Origin of the sequence: Shinella sp. NM-101 (assembly GCF_021401195.1) — a bacterium.
Classification (GTDB): domain Bacteria; phylum Pseudomonadota; class Alphaproteobacteria; order Rhizobiales; family Rhizobiaceae; genus Shinella.
Genome location: NZ_JACBFT010000017.1, coordinates 25,820 through 42,937 on the forward strand (window position 1 = coordinate 25,820; position 17,118 = coordinate 42,937).

Annotated in this window: 20 protein-coding genes; 4 read left to right on the forward strand and 16 right to left on the reverse strand. The window is 65.8% G+C overall.

What is annotated here, in order from left to right; all coding sequences use genetic code 11:
• Positions 1-57: 57 nt before the first annotated feature.
• Positions 58-2,901 carry a sensor domain-containing phosphodiesterase gene (locus L0976_RS23385; protein WP_233290781.1) on the forward strand — a complete coding sequence of 948 codons (2,844 nt, stop codon included), beginning with the start codon at positions 58-60 and terminating at the stop codon, positions 2,899-2,901.
• A 3-nt stretch (positions 2,902-2,904) separates the two neighbouring features.
• Here the strand turns inward: L0976_RS23385 and L0976_RS23390 are convergent, their stop codons facing one another.
• The 5 genes from L0976_RS23390 to L0976_RS23410 all read right to left on the reverse strand — a co-directional run bounded on the left by L0976_RS23390 (position 2,905) and on the right by L0976_RS23410 (position 5,655).
• Positions 2,905-3,213: a DNA-binding transcriptional regulator gene (locus L0976_RS23390; protein WP_234189411.1), complete on the reverse strand. Its 309-nt coding sequence runs from the start codon at positions 3,211-3,213 to the stop codon at positions 2,905-2,907.
• A 1-nt stretch (position 3,214) separates the two neighbouring features.
• A complete protein-coding gene (locus L0976_RS23395; protein ID WP_234189412.1) occupies positions 3,215-3,448 on the reverse strand; it encodes a type II toxin-antitoxin system RelE/ParE family toxin in 234 nt (77 codons plus the stop codon).
• 129 nt (positions 3,449-3,577) lie between these two features.
• The gene (locus L0976_RS23400) at positions 3,578-4,648 is read right to left on the reverse strand and encodes a putative zinc-binding metallopeptidase (protein WP_234189413.1); all 1,071 of its coding nucleotides are present in this window, start codon (positions 4,646-4,648) and stop codon (positions 3,578-3,580) included.
• Positions 4,649-4,748: 100 nt separating this feature from the next.
• Positions 4,749-4,940, reverse strand: a complete 192-nt coding sequence (locus L0976_RS23405; protein ID WP_203318112.1) for a CsbD family protein — start codon at positions 4,938-4,940, stop codon at positions 4,749-4,751.
• A 109-nt stretch (positions 4,941-5,049) separates the two neighbouring features.
• Positions 5,050-5,655, reverse strand: a complete 606-nt coding sequence (locus tag L0976_RS23410) for a YqgE/AlgH family protein (RefSeq protein ID WP_203318111.1) — start codon at positions 5,653-5,655, stop codon at positions 5,050-5,052.
• Here L0976_RS23410 and L0976_RS23415 point away from each other — a divergent pair.
• Genes L0976_RS23415 through L0976_RS23425 form a run of 3 tightly spaced genes read left to right on the forward strand, consistent with a single transcriptional unit; the run spans position 5,602 to position 7,157 of the window.
• Positions 5,602-5,769, forward strand: a complete 168-nt coding sequence (locus tag L0976_RS23415) for a hypothetical protein (RefSeq protein ID WP_234189467.1) — start codon at positions 5,602-5,604, stop codon at positions 5,767-5,769. The two genes, L0976_RS23410 and L0976_RS23415, sit on opposite strands and share 54 nt — an antisense overlap.
• A gap of 58 nt (positions 5,770-5,827) precedes the next feature.
• Complete coding sequence (locus tag L0976_RS23420; protein WP_234189414.1) at positions 5,828-6,616, forward strand: protein-disulfide reductase DsbD domain-containing protein; 789 nt, start codon at positions 5,828-5,830, stop codon at positions 6,614-6,616.
• A 55-nt stretch (positions 6,617-6,671) separates the two neighbouring features.
• The gene (locus L0976_RS23425) at positions 6,672-7,157 is read left to right on the forward strand and encodes a peroxiredoxin (protein ID WP_234189415.1); all 486 of its coding nucleotides are present in this window, start codon (positions 6,672-6,674) and stop codon (positions 7,155-7,157) included.
• Positions 7,158-7,228: 71 nt separating this feature from the next.
• Here L0976_RS23425 and rnhA read toward each other — a convergent pair whose 3' ends face one another.
• The 11 genes from rnhA to coxB all read right to left on the reverse strand — a co-directional run bounded on the left by rnhA (position 7,229) and on the right by coxB (position 16,907).
• The gene (rnhA, locus tag L0976_RS23430; protein WP_203318108.1) at positions 7,229-7,675 is read right to left on the reverse strand and encodes a ribonuclease HI; all 447 of its coding nucleotides are present in this window, start codon (positions 7,673-7,675) and stop codon (positions 7,229-7,231) included.
• Positions 7,672-8,637, reverse strand: coding sequence for a homoserine kinase (locus L0976_RS23435; protein ID WP_234189416.1), 966 nt, complete (start codon positions 8,635-8,637; stop codon positions 7,672-7,674). Before L0976_RS23435 ends, rnhA begins: the two co-directional genes overlap by 4 nt.
• Positions 8,638-8,877: 240 nt before the next feature.
• Positions 8,878-9,885, reverse strand: coding sequence for a 4-hydroxy-3-methylbut-2-enyl diphosphate reductase (gene ispH, locus L0976_RS23440; RefSeq protein WP_203318106.1), 1,008 nt, complete (start codon positions 9,883-9,885; stop codon positions 8,878-8,880).
• 88 nt (positions 9,886-9,973) lie between these two features.
• The gene (locus tag L0976_RS23445) at positions 9,974-10,711 is read right to left on the reverse strand and encodes an SURF1 family protein (RefSeq protein ID WP_370643787.1); all 738 of its coding nucleotides are present in this window, start codon (positions 10,709-10,711) and stop codon (positions 9,974-9,976) included.
• 16 nt (positions 10,712-10,727) lie between these two features.
• Positions 10,728-11,111 (reverse strand): DUF983 domain-containing protein, encoded by a 384-nt coding sequence (locus L0976_RS23450; protein ID WP_203318104.1) that lies wholly within the window; start codon positions 11,109-11,111, stop codon positions 10,728-10,730.
• Positions 11,112-11,455: 344 nt separating this feature from the next.
• The gene (locus tag L0976_RS23455) at positions 11,456-12,331 is read right to left on the reverse strand and encodes a cytochrome c oxidase subunit 3 (protein WP_203318103.1); all 876 of its coding nucleotides are present in this window, start codon (positions 12,329-12,331) and stop codon (positions 11,456-11,458) included.
• Positions 12,332-12,390: 59 nt separating this feature from the next.
• Positions 12,391-12,996, reverse strand: a complete 606-nt coding sequence (locus L0976_RS23460; protein WP_234189417.1) for a cytochrome c oxidase assembly protein — start codon at positions 12,994-12,996, stop codon at positions 12,391-12,393.
• A 2-nt stretch (positions 12,997-12,998) separates the two neighbouring features.
• On the reverse strand, positions 12,999-13,139 hold the full coding sequence (locus tag L0976_RS23465) for a hypothetical protein (RefSeq protein ID WP_203318101.1): 141 nt from the start codon (positions 13,137-13,139) through the stop codon (positions 12,999-13,001).
• Positions 13,139-14,083 (reverse strand): heme o synthase, encoded by a 945-nt coding sequence (locus L0976_RS23470; RefSeq protein ID WP_203318100.1) that lies wholly within the window; start codon positions 14,081-14,083, stop codon positions 13,139-13,141. The genes L0976_RS23465 and L0976_RS23470 overlap by 1 nt, the downstream gene beginning before the upstream one ends.
• 252 nt (positions 14,084-14,335) lie before the next feature.
• A complete protein-coding gene (ctaD, locus tag L0976_RS23475) occupies positions 14,336-16,003 on the reverse strand; it encodes a cytochrome c oxidase subunit I (protein WP_203318099.1) in 1,668 nt (555 codons plus the stop codon).
• Positions 16,004-16,022: 19 nt separating this feature from the next.
• Positions 16,023-16,907: a cytochrome c oxidase subunit II gene (coxB, locus tag L0976_RS23480; protein WP_203318098.1), complete on the reverse strand. Its 885-nt coding sequence runs from the start codon at positions 16,905-16,907 to the stop codon at positions 16,023-16,025.
• Positions 16,908-17,118: the final 211 nt, after the last annotated feature.

The window sequence follows — 17,118 nt, forward strand, 5'->3', positions numbered from 1 at the left end:
TTCGTGCCGCAAGCGCTGCGCGCCAGCCGGCTGCTCGCTTCCATCCTTCTGGTGACGATGCTCATTGCCGGCATGCTGCCGGGGCGCGCCTTCGCCGTGGAGCCGGTGAAGATCTCCCGTGACGACACGGCGCTCGACCTCACCGCCACGACAGAGATCTATACCGGCCGGGGCGAAGCCTTCCAGGTCTCCACCGCGCCCGGCACGGACGGCATCGTGCGCCGCATCGAGGTGCGCGCCACCTCCGACGACCACCAGGGCGACTGGGCCGTGTTCGCACTCGCCAACGTGTCCGACGAGCAGATCGACCGGCTGATCGTCGCCCCGCATTTCCGCCTCGTGCAGTCCAAGCTCTTCTGGCCCGACCTCGGCGCCAAGCGCATCATCTCGATCACGCCGAGCCAGGGCTTCGCGCTCGACCGGCAGCCGAGCGAGGAGGCCGACGTCTTCCGCATCACGCTCGATCCCGGCTCGGTCGTCACCTTCGTCGCCGAGCTTGCCACGCCTGACCTGCCGCAAATCTATCTCTGGGAGCCGGACGCCTACAAGGACACGGTCAACGCCTTCACGCTCTATCGCGGCATCGTGCTCGGCATCGCGGGCCTGCTCGCGGTGTTCCTCACCATCCTCTTCGTGGTGAAGGGCACCTCCATGCTGCCGGCGACGGCCGCGCTCGCCTGGGCGGTGCTCGGCTATATCTGCGTCGATTTCGGCTTCCTCTCCAAGCTCATCTCGATCACGGCGGGGGACGAGCGAATATGGCGCGCGGGAACGGAGGTGTTCCTGGCGGCGGGCCTCGTGGTCTTCCTCTTCACCTATCTCAACCTCAACCGATGGCACGCGCACCTGTCCTATGCGACGCTTGCCTGGATCCTCGGCCTCGGCCTGCTCTTCGGCGTCGCCATCTACGATCCGCCGATCGCCTCGGGCATCGCCCGCCTCTCCTTCGCGCTCACCGGCACGGTCGGCATCGTTCTCATCGCCTATCTCGGCTTCAACCGCTACGACCGGGCGATCCTGCTCGTGCCCGCCTGGGCGCTGATCCTCGTCTGGCTGTTCGGCGCCTGGCTGACGGTGACGGGCCAGCTCAACAACGACATCATCCAGCCGGCGCTCGGCGGCGGCCTCGTGCTGATCGTGCTCCTCATCGGCTTCACGGTGATGCAGCACGCCTTTGCCGGCGGCGCCTACAGCCAGGGCCTGTTCTCCGACCTCGAGCGCCAGTCGCTGGCGCTGACCGGCTCGGGCGACACCGTGTGGGACTGGGACGTGGCGCGCGACCGCGTCGTCACCATTCCCGACATCTCCATCCAGCTCGGCCTTGCGCCCGGCGTCATGCACGGGCCGGCGCGCAACTGGCTGCCGCGCCTCCACCCCGACGACCGCGACCGCTTCCGCGCCACGCTCGACGTGCTGCTGGAGCATCGGCGGGGCCGGCTCAACCATCAGTTCCGCGTGCGCGCGGAGGACGGCCACTATCACTGGCTCTCCATCCGCGCCCGCCCCGTGCTCGGCGCCAACGGCGAGATCATCCGCTGCGTCGGCACGATCATCGACATCACCGAGCAGCGCAACTCCGTCGACCGCCTGCTGCAGGACGCCCTGCACGACAACCTGACGGGCCTGCCCAACCGCCAGGTCTTCCTCGACCGGCTGCAGTCGATCCTGGCGCTCACCGCCAGTTCCGACACCGTGCGCCCGACCGTGCTGACCATCGACATCGACCGGTACAAGCAGGTCAACGATGCGCTCGGCATCGCCGCCGGCGACAACATCCTCATTGCGCTGACCCGCCGGCTGCGCCGGCTGCTGAGGCCGCAGGACACGCTGGCGCGGCTTGCCGGCGACCAGTTCGGCCTGATCCTTATGTCCGAGCGGGACCCGGCCAAGGTCGCCGATTTCGCCGACGCGGTGAGCAAGGCGATCATGGTGCCGATCAATTTCGGCGGCCGCGAGATCATCCTGACGGCCTCCATCGGCCTCGTCTCCTGGGTCGACCAGCAGAACGACGCGGCGGGGCTGCTCAACGATGCCGAGCTTGCCATGTACCGGGCGAAGAAGGCCGGCGGCAACCGCGTCGAGCCCTTCCGCCCGGCCTTCCGCACCTTCGGCGCCGACCGCCTGCAGATCGAGTCGGACCTGCGCCGCGCCATCGAGCGCAGGGAACTTTCCCTCGTCTACCAGCCGATCGTGCGCCTCACGGATGCGGAGATCGCCGGCTTCGAGGCGCTGATGCGCTGGGACCATCCCAAGCGCGGCAACATCTCGCCCACCGAGTTCATCCCGATCGCGGAAGGCTCCGACCTCATCAACCAGCTCGGCCTCTTCGCCTTCGACAAGGCGGCGAGCGACCTGATGGACTGGCAGCTCCAGACCGGGGACCTGCCGATCTTCGTCTCCGTCAACCTTTCCAGCGCGCAGCTCATCAACAACGAGCTTTACAACGACGTGCGCGCGGCGCTCGCCCGCACGCGCTGCGAGCCGCAGAAGATCAAGCTGGAACTCACCGAATCCGTGGTGATGGAAAACCCGGAACAGGCCCGCCTCATCCTCACCAAGCTGAAGGACGTCGGCCTCGGCCTCGCGCTCGACGACTTCGGCACGGGCCATTCCTCGCTCGCCTACCTCACCCGGTTCCCCTTCGACACGATCAAGATCGACAAGGCGCTGGTGCGCGACGGTTCCGACAAGCGGACCGTCCTGCTGCGCTCGGTCATTTCCATGGCGCGGGAACTGGACATGCAGGTCGTCGCCGAAGGCATCGAGTCCGAGGAGGATGCGATCGAGCTCGGCACCATGGGCTGCGAATTCGGCCAGAGCTACCTCTTCGGCCCGCCGATCGGCTACGATTCCGTCCTGCGCCTCCTGAAGGAGCGCTTTCCGCTGATGAAGCGGGCGTAAGGGTCAGGCGGCCGCGAGCACGCGGAGCACCGCCTCCGGCTCCATTTCCATGACGCGCAGAAGCGTTCGGGCGGCGCCGCTCGGCTGCCGCTGCCCCTGCTCCCACTTCCGGTAGCCGGAGACGCTCGTGCCGAGGAAATGCGCCATCTGCTCCTGGGTCAGCCTCAGATGACGCCGGATGGTCCTGGGATCGATCGTGTCCGCATCGGCAACATGAACGCGCGTGCCTTCCACAGGTGCACCGGACGCGTGGGCGAGCGCTTCGGACATCGCCTTGGCAAGTTCGTCTCCGAACGTGGTCTTCTTCGCCATGTCACTTGCTCCTCTGCTGCTGCTTGATGGCTTTCGCAATGGCAGCGACGGTTTTCTTTTCAGCCGGTGAAAGGTCCGTTCGAACGTTTTTCGCGTAGACGAGAAGCGCGTAGATAGGTGCGTCCTCGCTATACCAGTAATAGATTACGCGGGCACCGCCACGCTTTCCCTTGCCGCCGGCTGCAAATCGAAGCTTGCGAACCCCGCTCGCTCCGGGAATCTCATCGCCGAGCAACGGATTGGCTGCAAGATAGTCGATGAGCGCTGCGCGCTCCTCCAGCGAGAAGATCGCTTCTGCCTGCCGGATGAACGTGGGAAGCTCAACGACCGTCTACATACCCGAATATAACCCATTGGGCTATATTTACAAGGATCGCACCGTTGACCTGTGCACCAGCCGGTTGATGAAATCGAGCTTCTCGACGACCGGCGGGGAGAGCACGAAGGGGTAGCTGTCGGGCTGGCCCATGGAGCGCTGGATGGCGTTCATGGCGACGCTGAGGGGGATCCAGGCCTCGACGAGGCGGCCGGCGCCCGGGGCGCGGTAGGGATCGAAGGTGACTTCGGCCTCCAGCTCCTCGTGACCCTTCGGATCGGTGTTGAGGCCGAAGGCGCGGGCGGTCTCCAGCGTATCGACGATGTGGAGCAGGTGCGCCCAGCACTCGGCGAAATCCTCGGCCGGGTGGCTGCTCGCATAGGTGCTGATGAACCGTTGCGGCCAATCCGGCGGCGGGCCCTGCTCGTAGTTGCGCCGGAGGGCGGCGGCGTAGTCCTCGCGCTCGTCGCCGAAGAGGCGGCGCGCCTCCTCCAGCGTCGCCGCGTCGCGGACGAGCTGCTTCCAGTAGAAGTGCCCGGTCTCGTGGCGGAAATGGCCGAGCAGCGAGCGGTAGGGTTCGCCCATGGCGACGCGCACGCTTTCGCGCACCTCGTCGTCGGCCTCGGCGGCGCGCAGGCTGATCAGGCCGTCCTCATGGCCGGTCATGGCCGCCGCGATCACGTTGCCGCCGGCATCCAGCTCGTCCGCCAGGAAATCGAAGACGAGGCCGCCTTCGGGGTCCTCGTCGCGGGTCGGGCGCGGCAGTTTCCAGCGCAGGATGGAATAGAAGAGGTGGCGCTGCGCCGCGCCGATGCGCCGCCAGCGCTCCAGCCCCTTCGGGTCCGTCGTCGGCACGATGCGATTGTGCCGGCAGGCCTCGCAGAAGGCATGGGGGCTGCCTGCCGGCACAATCCAGTTGCAGACGTCGTGCGCGGCGTTCTCGCAGAAGCGGCAGGCCTGCCCGTCCGGTGCGATCTTCCAGCCCCCTTCGCCGTCCGGCGCGAGCGCATGCAGCGTCACGTCCCCGGCGAGGAAGCCGAGCGCGGCGCCGCAGCGCACGCAGAGGCGGTTGTCGAAATGGATGGTCTGGCCGCAGATGCTGCAGGTGAAGAGTTTCATGGGGTGCCGGGTCGCGCGGGGTTGCATTCGGCAGGATACCCGCGCCGGCGATCGCCTGCGCGGGTATCCATGGTTTGAAAAGCCGGGATGGCCGGGGCCATCAGAGCCGGTCGACAGTGCCCTTCACGGCGTCCTTGGCCTTGCCGACGGCCTTCTGCGTCTTGCCCTTGGCTTCCTGCGCGGCGCCTTCGGCGCGCATCTTCGGGCTGTCGGCGGCCTTGCCCGCAGCCTGCTTGGCCTTGCCGGCCAGTTCGTTCGCCGTGCCCTTGATCTTGTCGCTGGTGCTGCCCATCGTCATGCTCCCTTGTTGACCGGAATCGAAAGCGCCGTTCCCGGCGCGCGGAAAGAACGGTGCGCACCGCAACAAGTTCCATGAGGGCAAAGAAATTCATGAACGCCGGTCAGGCGTGGCCGGCTTCGGCGGAGAGCATGGCGGGCGTGATGCCCATCAGGCCGAGCGCCCGCTCGTATTTGTTGTCGAGGTTCGTGTCGAAGATCAGCTCTTCCTGCGCCGGGCAGGTCAGCCAGCCGTTGGCGCCGATCTCGTTCTCGATCTGGCCGGCGCCCCAGCCGGCATAGCCGAGCATCATCAGGCCGCGCTGCGGACCGCGCCCGCGCGAGATGGCGCGCACGATGTCGAGCGTCGCCGTCAGGCAGATGTCGTCGCTGACGGGGATGCTGGACTCGGAAAGGTAGTCGTCGGAATGCAGCACGAAGCCGCGACCGCTCTCGACCGGGCCGCCGCTGCGGATGGGAAAGTCGAGCGTCCTGCCCGGCAGGCGGATCACCTCTTCCTTGCCGAGAAGATCGAGATGCAGCAACACGTCGGAGAAGCTCAGCGGCTGCGGCCGGTTGATGACGAAGCCCATCGCGCCGTCTTCCGAATGGGCGCAGATATAGACGACCGTGCGGGCGAAATTATCGTCGGCCATGCCCGGCATGGCGATCAGGAAATGACCGTCAAGGAAGCCGCGTTCTCGCCTGTTTTTCAGAACCGACATAGCCATAGCGCTAACAGCCTACCAATTCGCCGCCAAATGAAAAGCGTTCTTTTCGACATTACGGCCCGCCAGCCCGGCGGAAAAGCCATGGCAAAGCGCCGGGCGATCAAGCTTTTATGATCGGCGCAGCCGGCATTGCCGCTGGCAAGCGATGCGTGCCGGCGCTAGATATGGGATCATGAAACACCTGCAAATCGCTGCCCTTGCGCTGCTTTTCGTCAATTCCACCGCCGCGGCCGCGACCTCTGCCTGGGTCGAGACGCCGGGCGGCGACGTGCGGCTCGTCGCCCTTCCGGCGGCGGCCGACGGCACGATGCGGGCCATGCTCGATATTCGCCTGCACGACGGCTGGAAGACCTATTGGCGCGATCCCGGCGGCAGCGGCATTCCCCCATCGGTTGTGGTGACGGGTGCCGAGCTCAAATCGGTCGGCTTTCCCGCGCCGACGCGGCTGGGCGATGCCGAGACCCACTATATCGGCTACGACAAGCCGGTGCGGCTGCCGCTGAAGCTCGACAAGGCCGAAGGGCCGATCACCGCCACCGTCTTCCTCGGCGTGTGCAAGGACATCTGCATCCCCGTGCAGGCCGAGCTGACGGCGGACGCCAGCGGCGAGCGCTTCGCCAATCCGCTGGAAGAGGTCGCCGTCACCGATGCGGAGGCCACCCTGCCGCACGGGGCGGGCGACGGCTTCAAGCCGCTGTCCGGCCACTGGGCCGCGGACGGCAAGAGCCTGACGGTGCGCTTCGAAGCTCCGGCGGACGGGCCGGTGCCCGACGTCTTCCTTTCCGGCGCCTCGACCTTCGAGTTCGGCGCGGCCGGCCCCACCCGGCGCGAGGGCGAGGCTTTCGTCGCCGAGGTCCCGGTGCTGCACAAGCCGAAGGTCTTCGACCTTGCGAAGGACCCGATCCGCCTGACGGTGCGCGCCGGCGAGAAGACGATGGAAAGCCCGCTTGCCATCGACTAGCGCTCCCCTATAGTTCCGCCGCAAGCCATTTTGCCACCAGACAGGAGAGACGCCCGTGACCATTGCCGTTGGAGACAAGCTGCCCGCCCTCACGCTGAAGGAACGCACGCCGGACGGCCCCGCCGACATCTCGACGGACGACCTGTTCAAGGGCAAGCGGGTCGTGCTCTTCGCCGTTCCCGGCGCCTTCACGCCCACCTGCTCGCTGAACCACCTGCCGGGCTACCTGGAAAACCGCGACGCGATCCTTGCCAAGGGCGTGGACGACATCGCGGTCGTCGCCGTCAACGACCACCACGTCATGGGCGCCTGGGCGACCTCGACGGGCGGCGCGGGCAAGCTGCGCTTCCTTGCCGACTGGGACGCCGCCTTCACCAGGGCGCTCGGCATGGACATCGACCTTTCCGCCGGCACGCTCGGCGTGCGCTCCAAGCGCTATTCCATGCTCGTCGAGGACGGCGTGGTGAAGGCGCTCAATATCGAGGAAAGCCCCGGCCAGGCGACGGTTTCCGGCGCGGCGGCGATGATCGAGCAGCTTTGATGAGGCAGTAGGCAGTAGGCGGTAGGCAGTAGAGGGAACGTTGCTTCCTTCTGTTTCCTACTGCCTATTTCCTAACTCCTACTGCCTTTGAACGGCGCCATGCCCTTGCGCGCCAGCTCGTCGGCGCGTTCGTTCTCCGGGTGGCCCGCGTGGCCCTTGACCCAGTGCCATTCGACCTTGTGGCGAAGGCGCGCCTCGTCGAGGGACTGCCAGAGGTCGCCGTTTTTCACCGGCTTCCTGTCGGCGGTCTTCCAGCCGTTCTTCTTCCAGCCGAAGATCCATTTCGAAATGCCGTCCATGACGTATTTCGAGTCCGTGTAGAGATCGACCTCGCACGGGCTCTTCAGCGCGGTGAGCGCGCTCATCGCCGCCATCAGTTCCATGCGGTTGTTCGTCGTCAGCGCCTCGCCGCCGGACAGTTCCTTCTCGATCTCGCCATAGCGCAGCACCGCGCCCCAGCCGCCGGGGCCGGGATTGCCCGAGCAGGCGCCGTCGGTGAAGATATCGACATGCTTCATCGGGAAAGTCCGTATTCGCGAGCGTCGCGCACCTGGCGGTGGAAACGCAGCCGGCGCAGGTATTCGAGCGGGTCCTTCTTGACGACCAGCGCGCCGGGCGGGGTCATCAGCCAGTCGTAGAGCCGCGTCAGGAAGAAGCGGATGGCCGAGCCGCGGGCCAGCAGCGGCAGCGCGGCCACCTCGGCGTCGGACAGCGGGCGCACGCTCTCGTAGCCCTCCAGCAGCGCCATGCCCTTGGTGAGGTTGAACGAACCGTCCTTCTCGAAGCACCAGGCATTGAGGCAGGTGGCGACGTCATAGGCGAGGATGTCGTTGCAGGCGAAGTAGAAGTCGATCAGGCCGGAAAGCTCGTCGCCGATGAAGAAGACGTTGTCCTGGAAGAGGTCGGCATGGATGACGCCCGTCGGCAGGTCCTTCGGCCAGCGTGCTTCCAGGAGATCGAGCTCGCCGGGAATCTCGTCCCGCAGCCCCGTCTCCACCTCGTCCGCGCGGTCGGCGGACTTGTCCCAGAGCGGCCGCCAGCCGTCGACGGAGAGCGCATTCCTGCGGGTGAGCTCGAAGCCCTCGCCGGCAAGGTGCATCTGCGCCAGCGCGCGGCCGACCTCCCCGCAATGCTTGGCCGCCGGCTTGCGCAGCCACATGCCTTCGAGGAAGGAGATGACGGCGGCGGGGCGGCCGGAGAGCTCGCCGAGCAGCGCGCCGTCGCTGCGCGGCAGGGGCAGCGGGCAGGACAGGCCCTTTTCCGCCAGATGGTGCATCAGGCCGAGGAAGAACGGCAGGTCGTTCGGATCGACGCGCTTCTCGTAGAGCGTCAGGATGAGGGCGCCCTTCGTGGTGTGCAGCAGGAAGTTGGAATTCTCCACGCCCTCCGCGATGCCCTTGTAGGAGAGCAGCGTGCCCGCGTCATAGGCGGTGAGAAAACGGGAGAGATCGTCTTCGGTGATATCGGTATAGACGGCCACGGCGGGTCTCAGGCTTGATGGATGGGATCGATCGGATGGGTCGGTGCGGCGCGCTGCCCCTCACCTGCCTGCCAGCATCCCCTCCCCGCAAGCGGGGCGAGGAGCGATGGGCTCACGGGCTTCCTTCCAGCCACGAAGTGGGAAGAAGGGAACGGAAAACGGGCTGGCTTTCCCCTTCTCCCCGCCTGCGGGGAAAAGGTCCCGGCAGGGGGATGAGGGGCACAAGAGCGGTTCACGGCCTCACTCGCCATTGACGAAGGCCATGTCGGCGGAGGTCAGCTCGATGCTGCGCAGTTCGCGGTTGACGAGGAAATGCTCGTTCTCCTCGACCGTGTCGGCAAGTTCGACGACCGCGTTGTAGCGCGCGCGGAAGGCCTCGATGATCTCGTTGACGATGACCTCCGGGGCGGAGGCGCCGGCCGAGAGGCCGACGGTTCGGATGTCGCCGATGGAATCCCAGTCGATCTCGGCGGCGCGCTGGACGAGCACGGATTTCGTGGCGCCTGCCCGCAGCGCCACCTCGACGAGGCGCTTGGAATTGGACGAGTTCGGCGCGCCGACGATGAGGAAGAGATCGCAGCCGGGCGCCGCCTGCTTGACGGCCTCCTGCCGGTTGGTGGTGGCATAGCAGATGGAATCGGCGGCGGGGGCCGTGAGGTTCGGGAAGCGCTCGTGCAGGCGCTTGATGACGCCGGCCGTGTCGTCGACCGAGAGCGTCGTCTGGGTGACGAAGCCGAGATTGTCCGGGTCCGGCGGCACGTATCTGTCGGCGTCCTCGACCGTCTCGACCAGCGAGACGGAGCCTTCCGGCAATTGGCCCATCGTGCCGATGACCTCGGGGTGGCCGGCATGGCCGATCAGCACGACATGGCGGCCGAGGCGCTGGTGGCGCATCGCCTGCTTGTGGACCTTGGAGACGAGCGGGCAGGTCGCGTCGAGATAGAAGAGGTTGCGCGCCTCGGCATCGGCGGGCACCGACTTCGGCACGCCATGGGCGGAGAAGACGACGGGCTGCTGGCGATGCTCTTCCGGGATCTCGTCGAGCTCCTCGACGAAGATCGCGCCCTTGGCCTCCAGGCCCTCCACGACATAGCGGTTGTGCACGATCTCGTGACGCACATAGACCGGCGCGCCATAGGCCTTCAGAGCCAGCACGACGATCTGGATGGCGCGGTCGACCCCCGCGCAGAAGCCGCGCGGGCCGCACAGCCTGATGGTCAAGTCCGGTCGGTTCTCAATCATGCTCATCGGTTATCCGGCAATGGGACGGGGCCTTGCGCCCATATAGGCCGGCACGGGCCGCCGCGCCAAGGGAAAACAGCTCCATCCGGCACTTTCAGGGCGCCGGATCACCCTTCCGGCGGAACAGGGCGTAGAGCGCGACGCCCACCAGCGCCGCCGCCAGACCGTACCACGTGACGGCATATTGCAGGTGGTTGTTCGGCAGGTCGAACTGGGTAACGCCGCCGATCGGCAGGCCCTTCGGGTTGGGCGCATCGCCCGCATCGACGAAGAAGGGCACCAGCCTGTCCGCGGCGATGCCGGTGCTCGCCGCCATGGCGTCGAGGTCCTTCCAGTAGAAGATGTTCTTGGCGAGATCGTTGTCCGGCACGATGGAGGACGGCTTTTCGGTAAGGCGCGCCCGGGCAAGGCCGGTGACGGTCTGCTCGCCGGTGAGCTGGCCCTGCTTGCGCATTTCCGGCTCCTTCGCCTCGAAGGGCACGAAGCCGCGATTGACGAAGAGGAAGCGGCCGTCGGCAAGCTGGAGCGGCGTGTAGATGTAATAACCGGTCTGGCCATGCCAGGTGGCGAAGAAATGGCGCTCGCGGTTGTTGGCGAAGACGCCGGAGACGGTGACCGGGCGGTATTCTATGTCCTCGCCGCTCGCCGCCATCGCCTCGATATCGGCAAGCGGCACAGGGGCGGCGACGCGGCGCTCGGCGATGTCGGCGAGCAGCGCCTCCTTCCAGTGGAGGCGCTGGACCTGCCAGGTGCCGAGCGAGAGCAGGACGGCGAGGGCCGCGAAGAAGACGATCCCCGTGAGCACCGTCTTGCCCCTGCCCATCCGCCGCATGGCGGCCGGGGGGACCTCAGCCACGATCGATCTCGCCGGGACGGGCATCGTTGCGGTATTGCAGGGTGATCAGCAGGCCCTTGAGGATGCGCGTGAGCCAAAGGCCGAGGCCGATGGTCAGCGGCACCCACAGGATGAAATGCACCCAGAGCGGCGGGGCGTAGTTGACGTCCATCCACAGCGCCGCGCCGACCACGATGAAGCCGACGATGAGCAGCACGAAGACGACAGGCCCGTCGCCCGAATCGGCGAAGGAATAGTCGAGCCCGCAATTGCTGCAGGCGGGCCGCACCTTCAGGAGGCCGTCGAAAAGCCTGCCCTGGCCGCAGCGCGGGCAGCAGCCCCGCACGCCGGCGCGGATGGGATCGATCGGCGGAAAGAGTGCCTTGTCCTCGTCCATGGTGAAATTCCGTTACATGCGGCCGCGGCATCGAGCGGCGGCGATTGTTTCCCAAGAGGGTTGCCCCTCGCCTGCCTGCCGGCATCCTCTCCCCGCAAGCGGGGCGAGGAACGATCGTCCCGCCGTTTTCCTTCCCGCCGCAAACTCGCGAGAGGATGGAAAACCGCTCGGCGTCCCTTCCTCCCGCCCGGGGGGAGAAGGCCCCGGCAGGGGGATGAGGGGCAGGCACCCCCTATCCCATATCGCCATGCCGGCGGCCCGTCCAATCGAAAGCGCGCGACAGGGGGCGCCGAAAGAGAAACGGCCGCATCGCTGCGGCCGCTCCGAGGTCGTGTCTTGTGCGGTCAGCCGTGGACCGGCGCGCCCCAGCCACCCCAGATGTAGATGGAGAAGAAGAGGAAGAGCCAGACGACGTCGACGAAGTGCCAGTACCAGGCAGCCGCCTCGAAGCCGAAGTGCTGCTTCGGCGTGAAGTCGCCGCGCATGGCGCGCACGAGGCAGACAATCAGGAAGATCGTGCCGACCAGGACGTGGAAGCCGTGGAAGCCCGTCGCCATGAAGAAGGTCGCGCCGTAGATCGAGTCCTTGAAGGCGAAGGGGGCGTGGGCATATTCGTAGGCCTGCACGAAGGAGAACAGGATGCCGAGGGCAACCGTCAGCGCAAGGCCGTTGACGAGGCCCTTGCGGTCGTTGTGCAGCAGCGCGTGGTGCGCCCAGGTCACGCAGGTGCCCGAGAGCAGCAGGATGACCGTGTTGTAGAGCGGCAGGTGCCAGGGATCGAGGACCTCGATGCCCTTCGGCGGCCAGACGCCGCCGGTGTATTCGACGCGGGCGGCCTGGATGGCCTCGCCCGGGAAGAGGCTGGCATCGAAGAAGGCCCAGAACCAGGCGACGAAGAACATCACCTCGGAGGCGATGAACATGATCATGCCGTAGCGCAGGTGCAGCGAGACGACGCGGGTGTGGTGGCCCTCATGGGCTTCCTTCACCGTGTCCGCCCACCAGCCGTACATGGTGTAGAGCGTGATCAGCAGGCCGATGAAGAAGACCCACGGCGTGGCGAGGTCCATGCCGAACAGGTGGAAGGCGCCGCCCGACAGGTAACGCATGTAGGCGATGCCGCCGAAGGCCATGACGAAGGCGCCGATGGAGGCGAGCAGCGGCCACGGGCTCGGATCGATGATGTGGTAGTCGTGTTTCTTCTGATGCGCATCGGCCATGTGACTTATCCCCGAATGTATCGCGTTCCGTTCCCGGCATAGCCGGAAACGCATGTCTTTCAAAGCTTGTTTACGTCGTCCGCCTTGCCATCCGCAGCCGAAACCAACGGCTTCGACGCCTCTCGCGGATAGAAGGTGTAGGACAGCGTGATCGTGTGGACGCCCTTCGTCTCGACCGGCTCGACGATCTCGGGATCGACGAAGAAGACGACGGGCATGTCCATTTCCTCTCCCGGCTTCAGCGTGGTCTCGGTGAAGCAGAAGCACTGGACCTTGTTGAAATAGGCCCCGGTCGCCTCCGGCGTGACGTTGAACGTCGCCTGGCCGGTGGTCGGCGTGGAGGCGTTGTTGCGGGCCTTGTAGAAGACCTGAACCGTCTCGCCGATCCGGATCTCCACCTCGCGCTGCATGGGCTCGAAGGTCCAGGGCAGGCCCGGGCCGACATTGGCGTCGAAGCGCACCTTGATCTTCTTGTCGAGAATGACGTCGGAGGCCTGCTCGACGCGCTGCGTCGTGCCGCCGTAGCCCGTCACCTTGCAGAACATCTCGTAGAGCGGAACGGCGGCATAGGCCGCGCCCACCATGCCGATGACGAAGGAACAGCAGATGGCGACGATGGCGCCATTGCCGAGCCTGCTCTTTTCGGTCTTTTTCGTCTCGCTCATGCTCAGCCCGCCATCCCGCCGCCGAATTTCACCAGCGTGACGATGTAGAACAGCACGACGAGACCCAGAAGCACCGCGCCGAGCGCGATGTTGCGGCCGCGGCGGGCCTTCTTCTGGCTTTCCGTGAGATTTACCGTTTCCATTACAGCCCCCATCCGAAGGACGCGATCAGGTGGTCGAGCATGAGCCCGGAGAAGACCGCGAACAGGTAGACGATGGAGAAGGCGAAGAGCTTCTTGGCCGGAACCATCGCGCGGTCGCCCTCCGGCATGCGCAGCACGCCGACAGAATACCACACGAAGCCGAGGCCGAGGGCTGCGGCAAACAGACCGTAGCCGAGGCTCGCGAAACCGAGCGCGGCCGGCACGACGGCGATCACGGCGGTCAGCACCGCATAGACGAGAATCTGCACCTTCGTGGTCGCCTCGCCCGAGACGTTCGGCAGCATCGGCACGCCGACGGCCTCGTAGTCGCGCATCTTGAAGAGCGCGAGCGCCCAGAAATGCGCAGGCGTCCACAGGAAGGTGATGAGGAAGAGGACGACGCTCTCGACCGAGACGCCGCCGGTGACACAGGCCCAGCCGATCATCGGCGGGAAGGCGCCGGCCGCGCCGCCGATGACGATGTTCTGCGGCGTCGAGCGCTTCAGCCACATCGTGTAGACGACGGCATAGAAGAAGATGGTGAAGGCGAGCAGGCCGGCGGCCAGCCAGTTGACCGCAAGGCCGAGAATCGCCACCGAGAAGGCGGAGAGCGTCAGGCCGAAGGCCAGCGCCTCCTCCGGGCGGATGCGGCCCGAGGGGATGGGACGCTTGGCCGTGCGGGACATGACCGCATCGATATCCGCGTCGTACCACATGTTGAGCGCCCCGGATGCGCCGGCGCCCACGGCAATACAGAGGATCGCTATGGCGCCGATGAAGGGGTTGATCGTGCCGGGCGCGAGGACGAGGCCGGCGAATGCGGTAAAGACCACCAGCGACATGACGCGCGGCTTCAGAAGCTCGAAGAAATCACGCGGCGATGCTTCGGAGAGGTAGACCTCGCCGCCGCCCGGAACCAGTTCGTGATGCTCGATGACCGCCATGTTCTTTCCGCTCTGTTGGGTCGGGAGAGACAAGCCTCATGCCCGCCTTCTCCGTCGTCGCCCTCGGGCCTGCCCCGGGGTCCACGCCCAACGGCACGCCGGAGGGTGTGGCATGGATCCCCGGGTCAGGCCCGGGGATGACGGAGGGTGGGGTGTGGGCTTGCCACCCGACAACCGTCGGCCTCCGCCGGGATTCTCACCTTCTGCCAGTCCTGAGGCCGCCGTTTCCGGCGGCCCCGATCTTGCAAGACCCTACTTGATCTTCGGGAGCTGTTCCCACTGGTGGAAGGGCGGCGGCGAAGAGAGCTGCCATTCCAGCGTGTTGGCGCCCTCGCCCCACGGGTTGTCGCCGGCGACGCGCTTCTTGGCGAAGGCTTCGAAGACGCCGAAAAGGAAGATCAGGACGCCGACGGCGGCGATGTACGAGCCGTAGGACGACACCGCATTCCAGCCCGCGAACGCATCGGGATAGTCGATGTAGCGGCGCGGCATGCCGGCAAGGCCGAGGAAGTGCTGCGGGAAGAACACCAGGTTCACGCCGACGAACATGACCCAGAAGTGCAGCTTGCCGATGAACTCGGAATACATGTAGCCGGTCATCTTCGGGAACCAGTAGTACCAGGCCGCGAAGATGGCGAAGACGGCGCCGAGCGACAGGACGTAGTGGAAGTGGGCCACCACGTAGTAGGTGTCGTGCAGGGCGCGGTCGAGGCCGGCATTGGCGAGCTGGACGCCCGTGACGCCGCCGACGGTGAACAGGAAGATGAAGCCGATCGCCCAGACCATCGGGGTCGTGAAGCGGATCGAGCCGCCCCACATCGTCGCGATCCACGAGAAGATCTTCACGCCCGTCGGAACCGCGATGACCATCGTGGCGAAGACGAAGTAGCGCTGCGTGTCGAGCGACATGCCGACCGTGTACATGTGGTGCGCCCACACGATGAAGCCGACAGCGCCGATGGCGACCATGGCATAGGCCATGCCGAGGTAGCCGAAGATCGGCTTGCGCGAGAAGGTGGAGACGATGTGGCTGACGATGCCGAAGCCGGGCAGGATCAGGATGTACACTTCCGGGTGACCGAAGAACCAGAACAGGTGCTGGAAGAGGATCGGGTCACCGCCGTTTTCCGGCGCGAAGAAGGCCGTGCCGAAGTTGCGGTCGGTCAGAAGCATGGTGATGCCGCCTGCCAGGACCGGCAGCGAGAGCAGCAGCAGGAAGGCGGTGATCAGCACCGACCAGGCAAAGAGCGGCATCTTGTGCAGCGTCATGCCCGGGGCGCGCATGTTGAGGATCGTCGTGATGAAGTTGATCGCGCCGAGGATCGAGGATGCGCCGGCAATGTGCAGGCCGAGGATCACGAAGTCCATGGCCGGCCCGGGCTGCCCCGATGTCGAGAATGGCGGATAGACCGTCCAGCCGCCGCCCGCGCCGTAGGCACCTGCCGGACCCTCGACGAACATCGAGAGAAGGACCAGCAGGAAGGCGGGGATGATGAGCCAGAACGAGATGTTGTTCATGCGCGGGAAAGCCATGTCCGGCGCGCCGATCATGATCGGCACCATCCAGTTGGCAAAGCCGCCGATCAGCGCCGGCATGACCATGAAGAAGATCATGATGAGCGCGTGCGCCGTCGTGAAGACGTTGAACATGTGCTTGCCGCCGTCGATGGCGGCATCGCCCTCGAAGCCGTAGACCATCTGGGCCAGACCGTGGAAGATCTGGATGCCCGGCTCCTGCAGCTCCATGCGCATGAAGATCGACAGCGTGCCGCCGATGAGGCCGGCGAAGATCGCGAAGATCAGGTAGAGGGTGCCGATGTCCTTGTGGTTGGTCGACAGGAACCAACGCTGGAAGAAGCTAAGCGGCTTGTGTTCGTGGTGATCGTGGTGATCGCCGTGGGCAGCGGATGTTCCGGCCATGGTCTCAACTCCCTAGGTATTACTGCGCGGCGTTTTCGGCGACGGCGACGGACGGGGCCGCGCCTTCGACGGACGCCATCAGGGCCTTGTTTGCCTCGCCGACATTCGTCGCGGCGGCAGCAAGCCAGGTATCGAACTTCTCCTGCGAGACGGCGCGAATGGCGATCGGCATGAACGCATGGTCCTTGCCGCAGAGCTCGGAACACTGGCCGTAGAACAGGCCTTCACGGTCCGCCTTGAACCAGGTCTCGTTGAGACGGCCCGGGATGGCGTCGATCTTCACGCCGAAGGACGGCATGGCGAAGGAGTGGATCACGTCGGCGGCGGTGACGAGGAGACGGACATGCTTGCCGACCGGGATGACGATCTCGTTGTCGACCGTCAGCAGGCGCGGATAGACGGCCCTGTCTTCCTTGCCGGCGGCTGCGCGGTCCGCATCCTGCAGGAGGAGGCTGTCGAAGGAGAGCGGGCTGTCGCCCGTCTGGTATTCGTAGCCCCAGTACCACTGGTAGCCGGTCGCCTTGATGGTCAGTTCCGGCTCTTCGGTGGGCGCGAGCTGCTTGGTGAGAAGCTGGAAGGAGGGAACGGCGAGGAAGAGGAGAACGATGACCGGACCGACGGTCCAGATGATCTCGATCAGCGTGTTGTGGCTGGTCCTGGACGGGACCGGGTTGGCGCTTTCGCGGAACTTCACGACGACGATGATCAGAAGGAGCAGCACGAACAGGGTGATCGGGACGATGAACCACAGTGTGTACTGCTCGAACCCGCGCACGTCTTCCATGATCGAGGTCGCGGCGGGCTGGAGGCCCTTCTGCCACGGCATCGGCTGGTCGGCGAAGGCGGTCGAAGCAAAGAGCAGACAGCCGAGAGCGGCCAGACCTGCAAAAGCTTTGTTTTTCACAACGTATCTCCCCAAGGTGTTTGATCGGGATCAAACAGATGCGCAGAATCCCTGCTATACTGAGTGCTTAAAATCATAGTTTCATGCTCGCCGCAACAGCCATGGGGGACACCCCGTGCGGCATTTTTGCGCAAACGCAAAAGCATGGGGGCCCTCCCCACAGTTTCTTCATAATTGCCTATACCATGAAAGGTTTGGCCGCGGCGAGCCC

Coding starts and splice junctions, on each gene's coding strand:
- L0976_RS23385 (WP_233290781.1), top strand. CDS start 58: ATGCTCATTGCCGGCATGCTGCCGGGGCGCGCCTTCGCCGTGGAGCCG.
- L0976_RS23390 (WP_234189411.1), bottom strand. CDS start 3,213: ATGGCGAAGAAGACCACGTTCGGAGACGAACTTGCCAAGGCGATGTCC.
- L0976_RS23400 (WP_234189413.1), bottom strand. CDS start 4,648: ATGAAACTCTTCACCTGCAGCATCTGCGGCCAGACCATCCATTTCGAC.
- L0976_RS23405 (WP_203318112.1), bottom strand. CDS start 4,940: ATGGGCAGCACCAGCGACAAGATCAAGGGCACGGCGAACGAACTGGCC.
- L0976_RS23415 (WP_234189467.1), top strand. CDS start 5,602: ATGACCGTCAAGGAAGCCGCGTTCTCGCCTGTTTTTCAGAACCGACAT.
- L0976_RS23410 (WP_203318111.1), bottom strand. CDS start 5,655: ATGGCTATGTCGGTTCTGAAAAACAGGCGAGAACGCGGCTTCCTTGAC.
- L0976_RS23420 (WP_234189414.1), top strand. CDS start 5,828: ATGAAACACCTGCAAATCGCTGCCCTTGCGCTGCTTTTCGTCAATTCC.
- rnhA (WP_203318108.1), bottom strand. CDS start 7,675: ATGAAGCATGTCGATATCTTCACCGACGGCGCCTGCTCGGGCAATCCC.
- ispH (WP_203318106.1), bottom strand. CDS start 9,885: ATGAGCATGATTGAGAACCGACCGGACTTGACCATCAGGCTGTGCGGC.
- L0976_RS23445 (WP_370643787.1), bottom strand. CDS start 10,711: ATGCGGCGGATGGGCAGGGGCAAGACGGTGCTCACGGGGATCGTCTTC.
- L0976_RS23450 (WP_203318104.1), bottom strand. CDS start 11,111: ATGGACGAGGACAAGGCACTCTTTCCGCCGATCGATCCCATCCGCGCC.
- L0976_RS23455 (WP_203318103.1), bottom strand. CDS start 12,331: ATGGCCGATGCGCATCAGAAGAAACACGACTACCACATCATCGATCCG.
- L0976_RS23460 (WP_234189417.1), bottom strand. CDS start 12,996: ATGAGCGAGACGAAAAAGACCGAAAAGAGCAGGCTCGGCAATGGCGCC.
- L0976_RS23465 (WP_203318101.1), bottom strand. CDS start 13,139: ATGGAAACGGTAAATCTCACGGAAAGCCAGAAGAAGGCCCGCCGCGGC.
- L0976_RS23470 (WP_203318100.1), bottom strand. CDS start 14,083: ATGGCGGTCATCGAGCATCACGAACTGGTTCCGGGCGGCGGCGAGGTC.
- ctaD (WP_203318099.1), bottom strand. CDS start 16,003: ATGGCCGGAACATCCGCTGCCCACGGCGATCACCACGATCACCACGAA.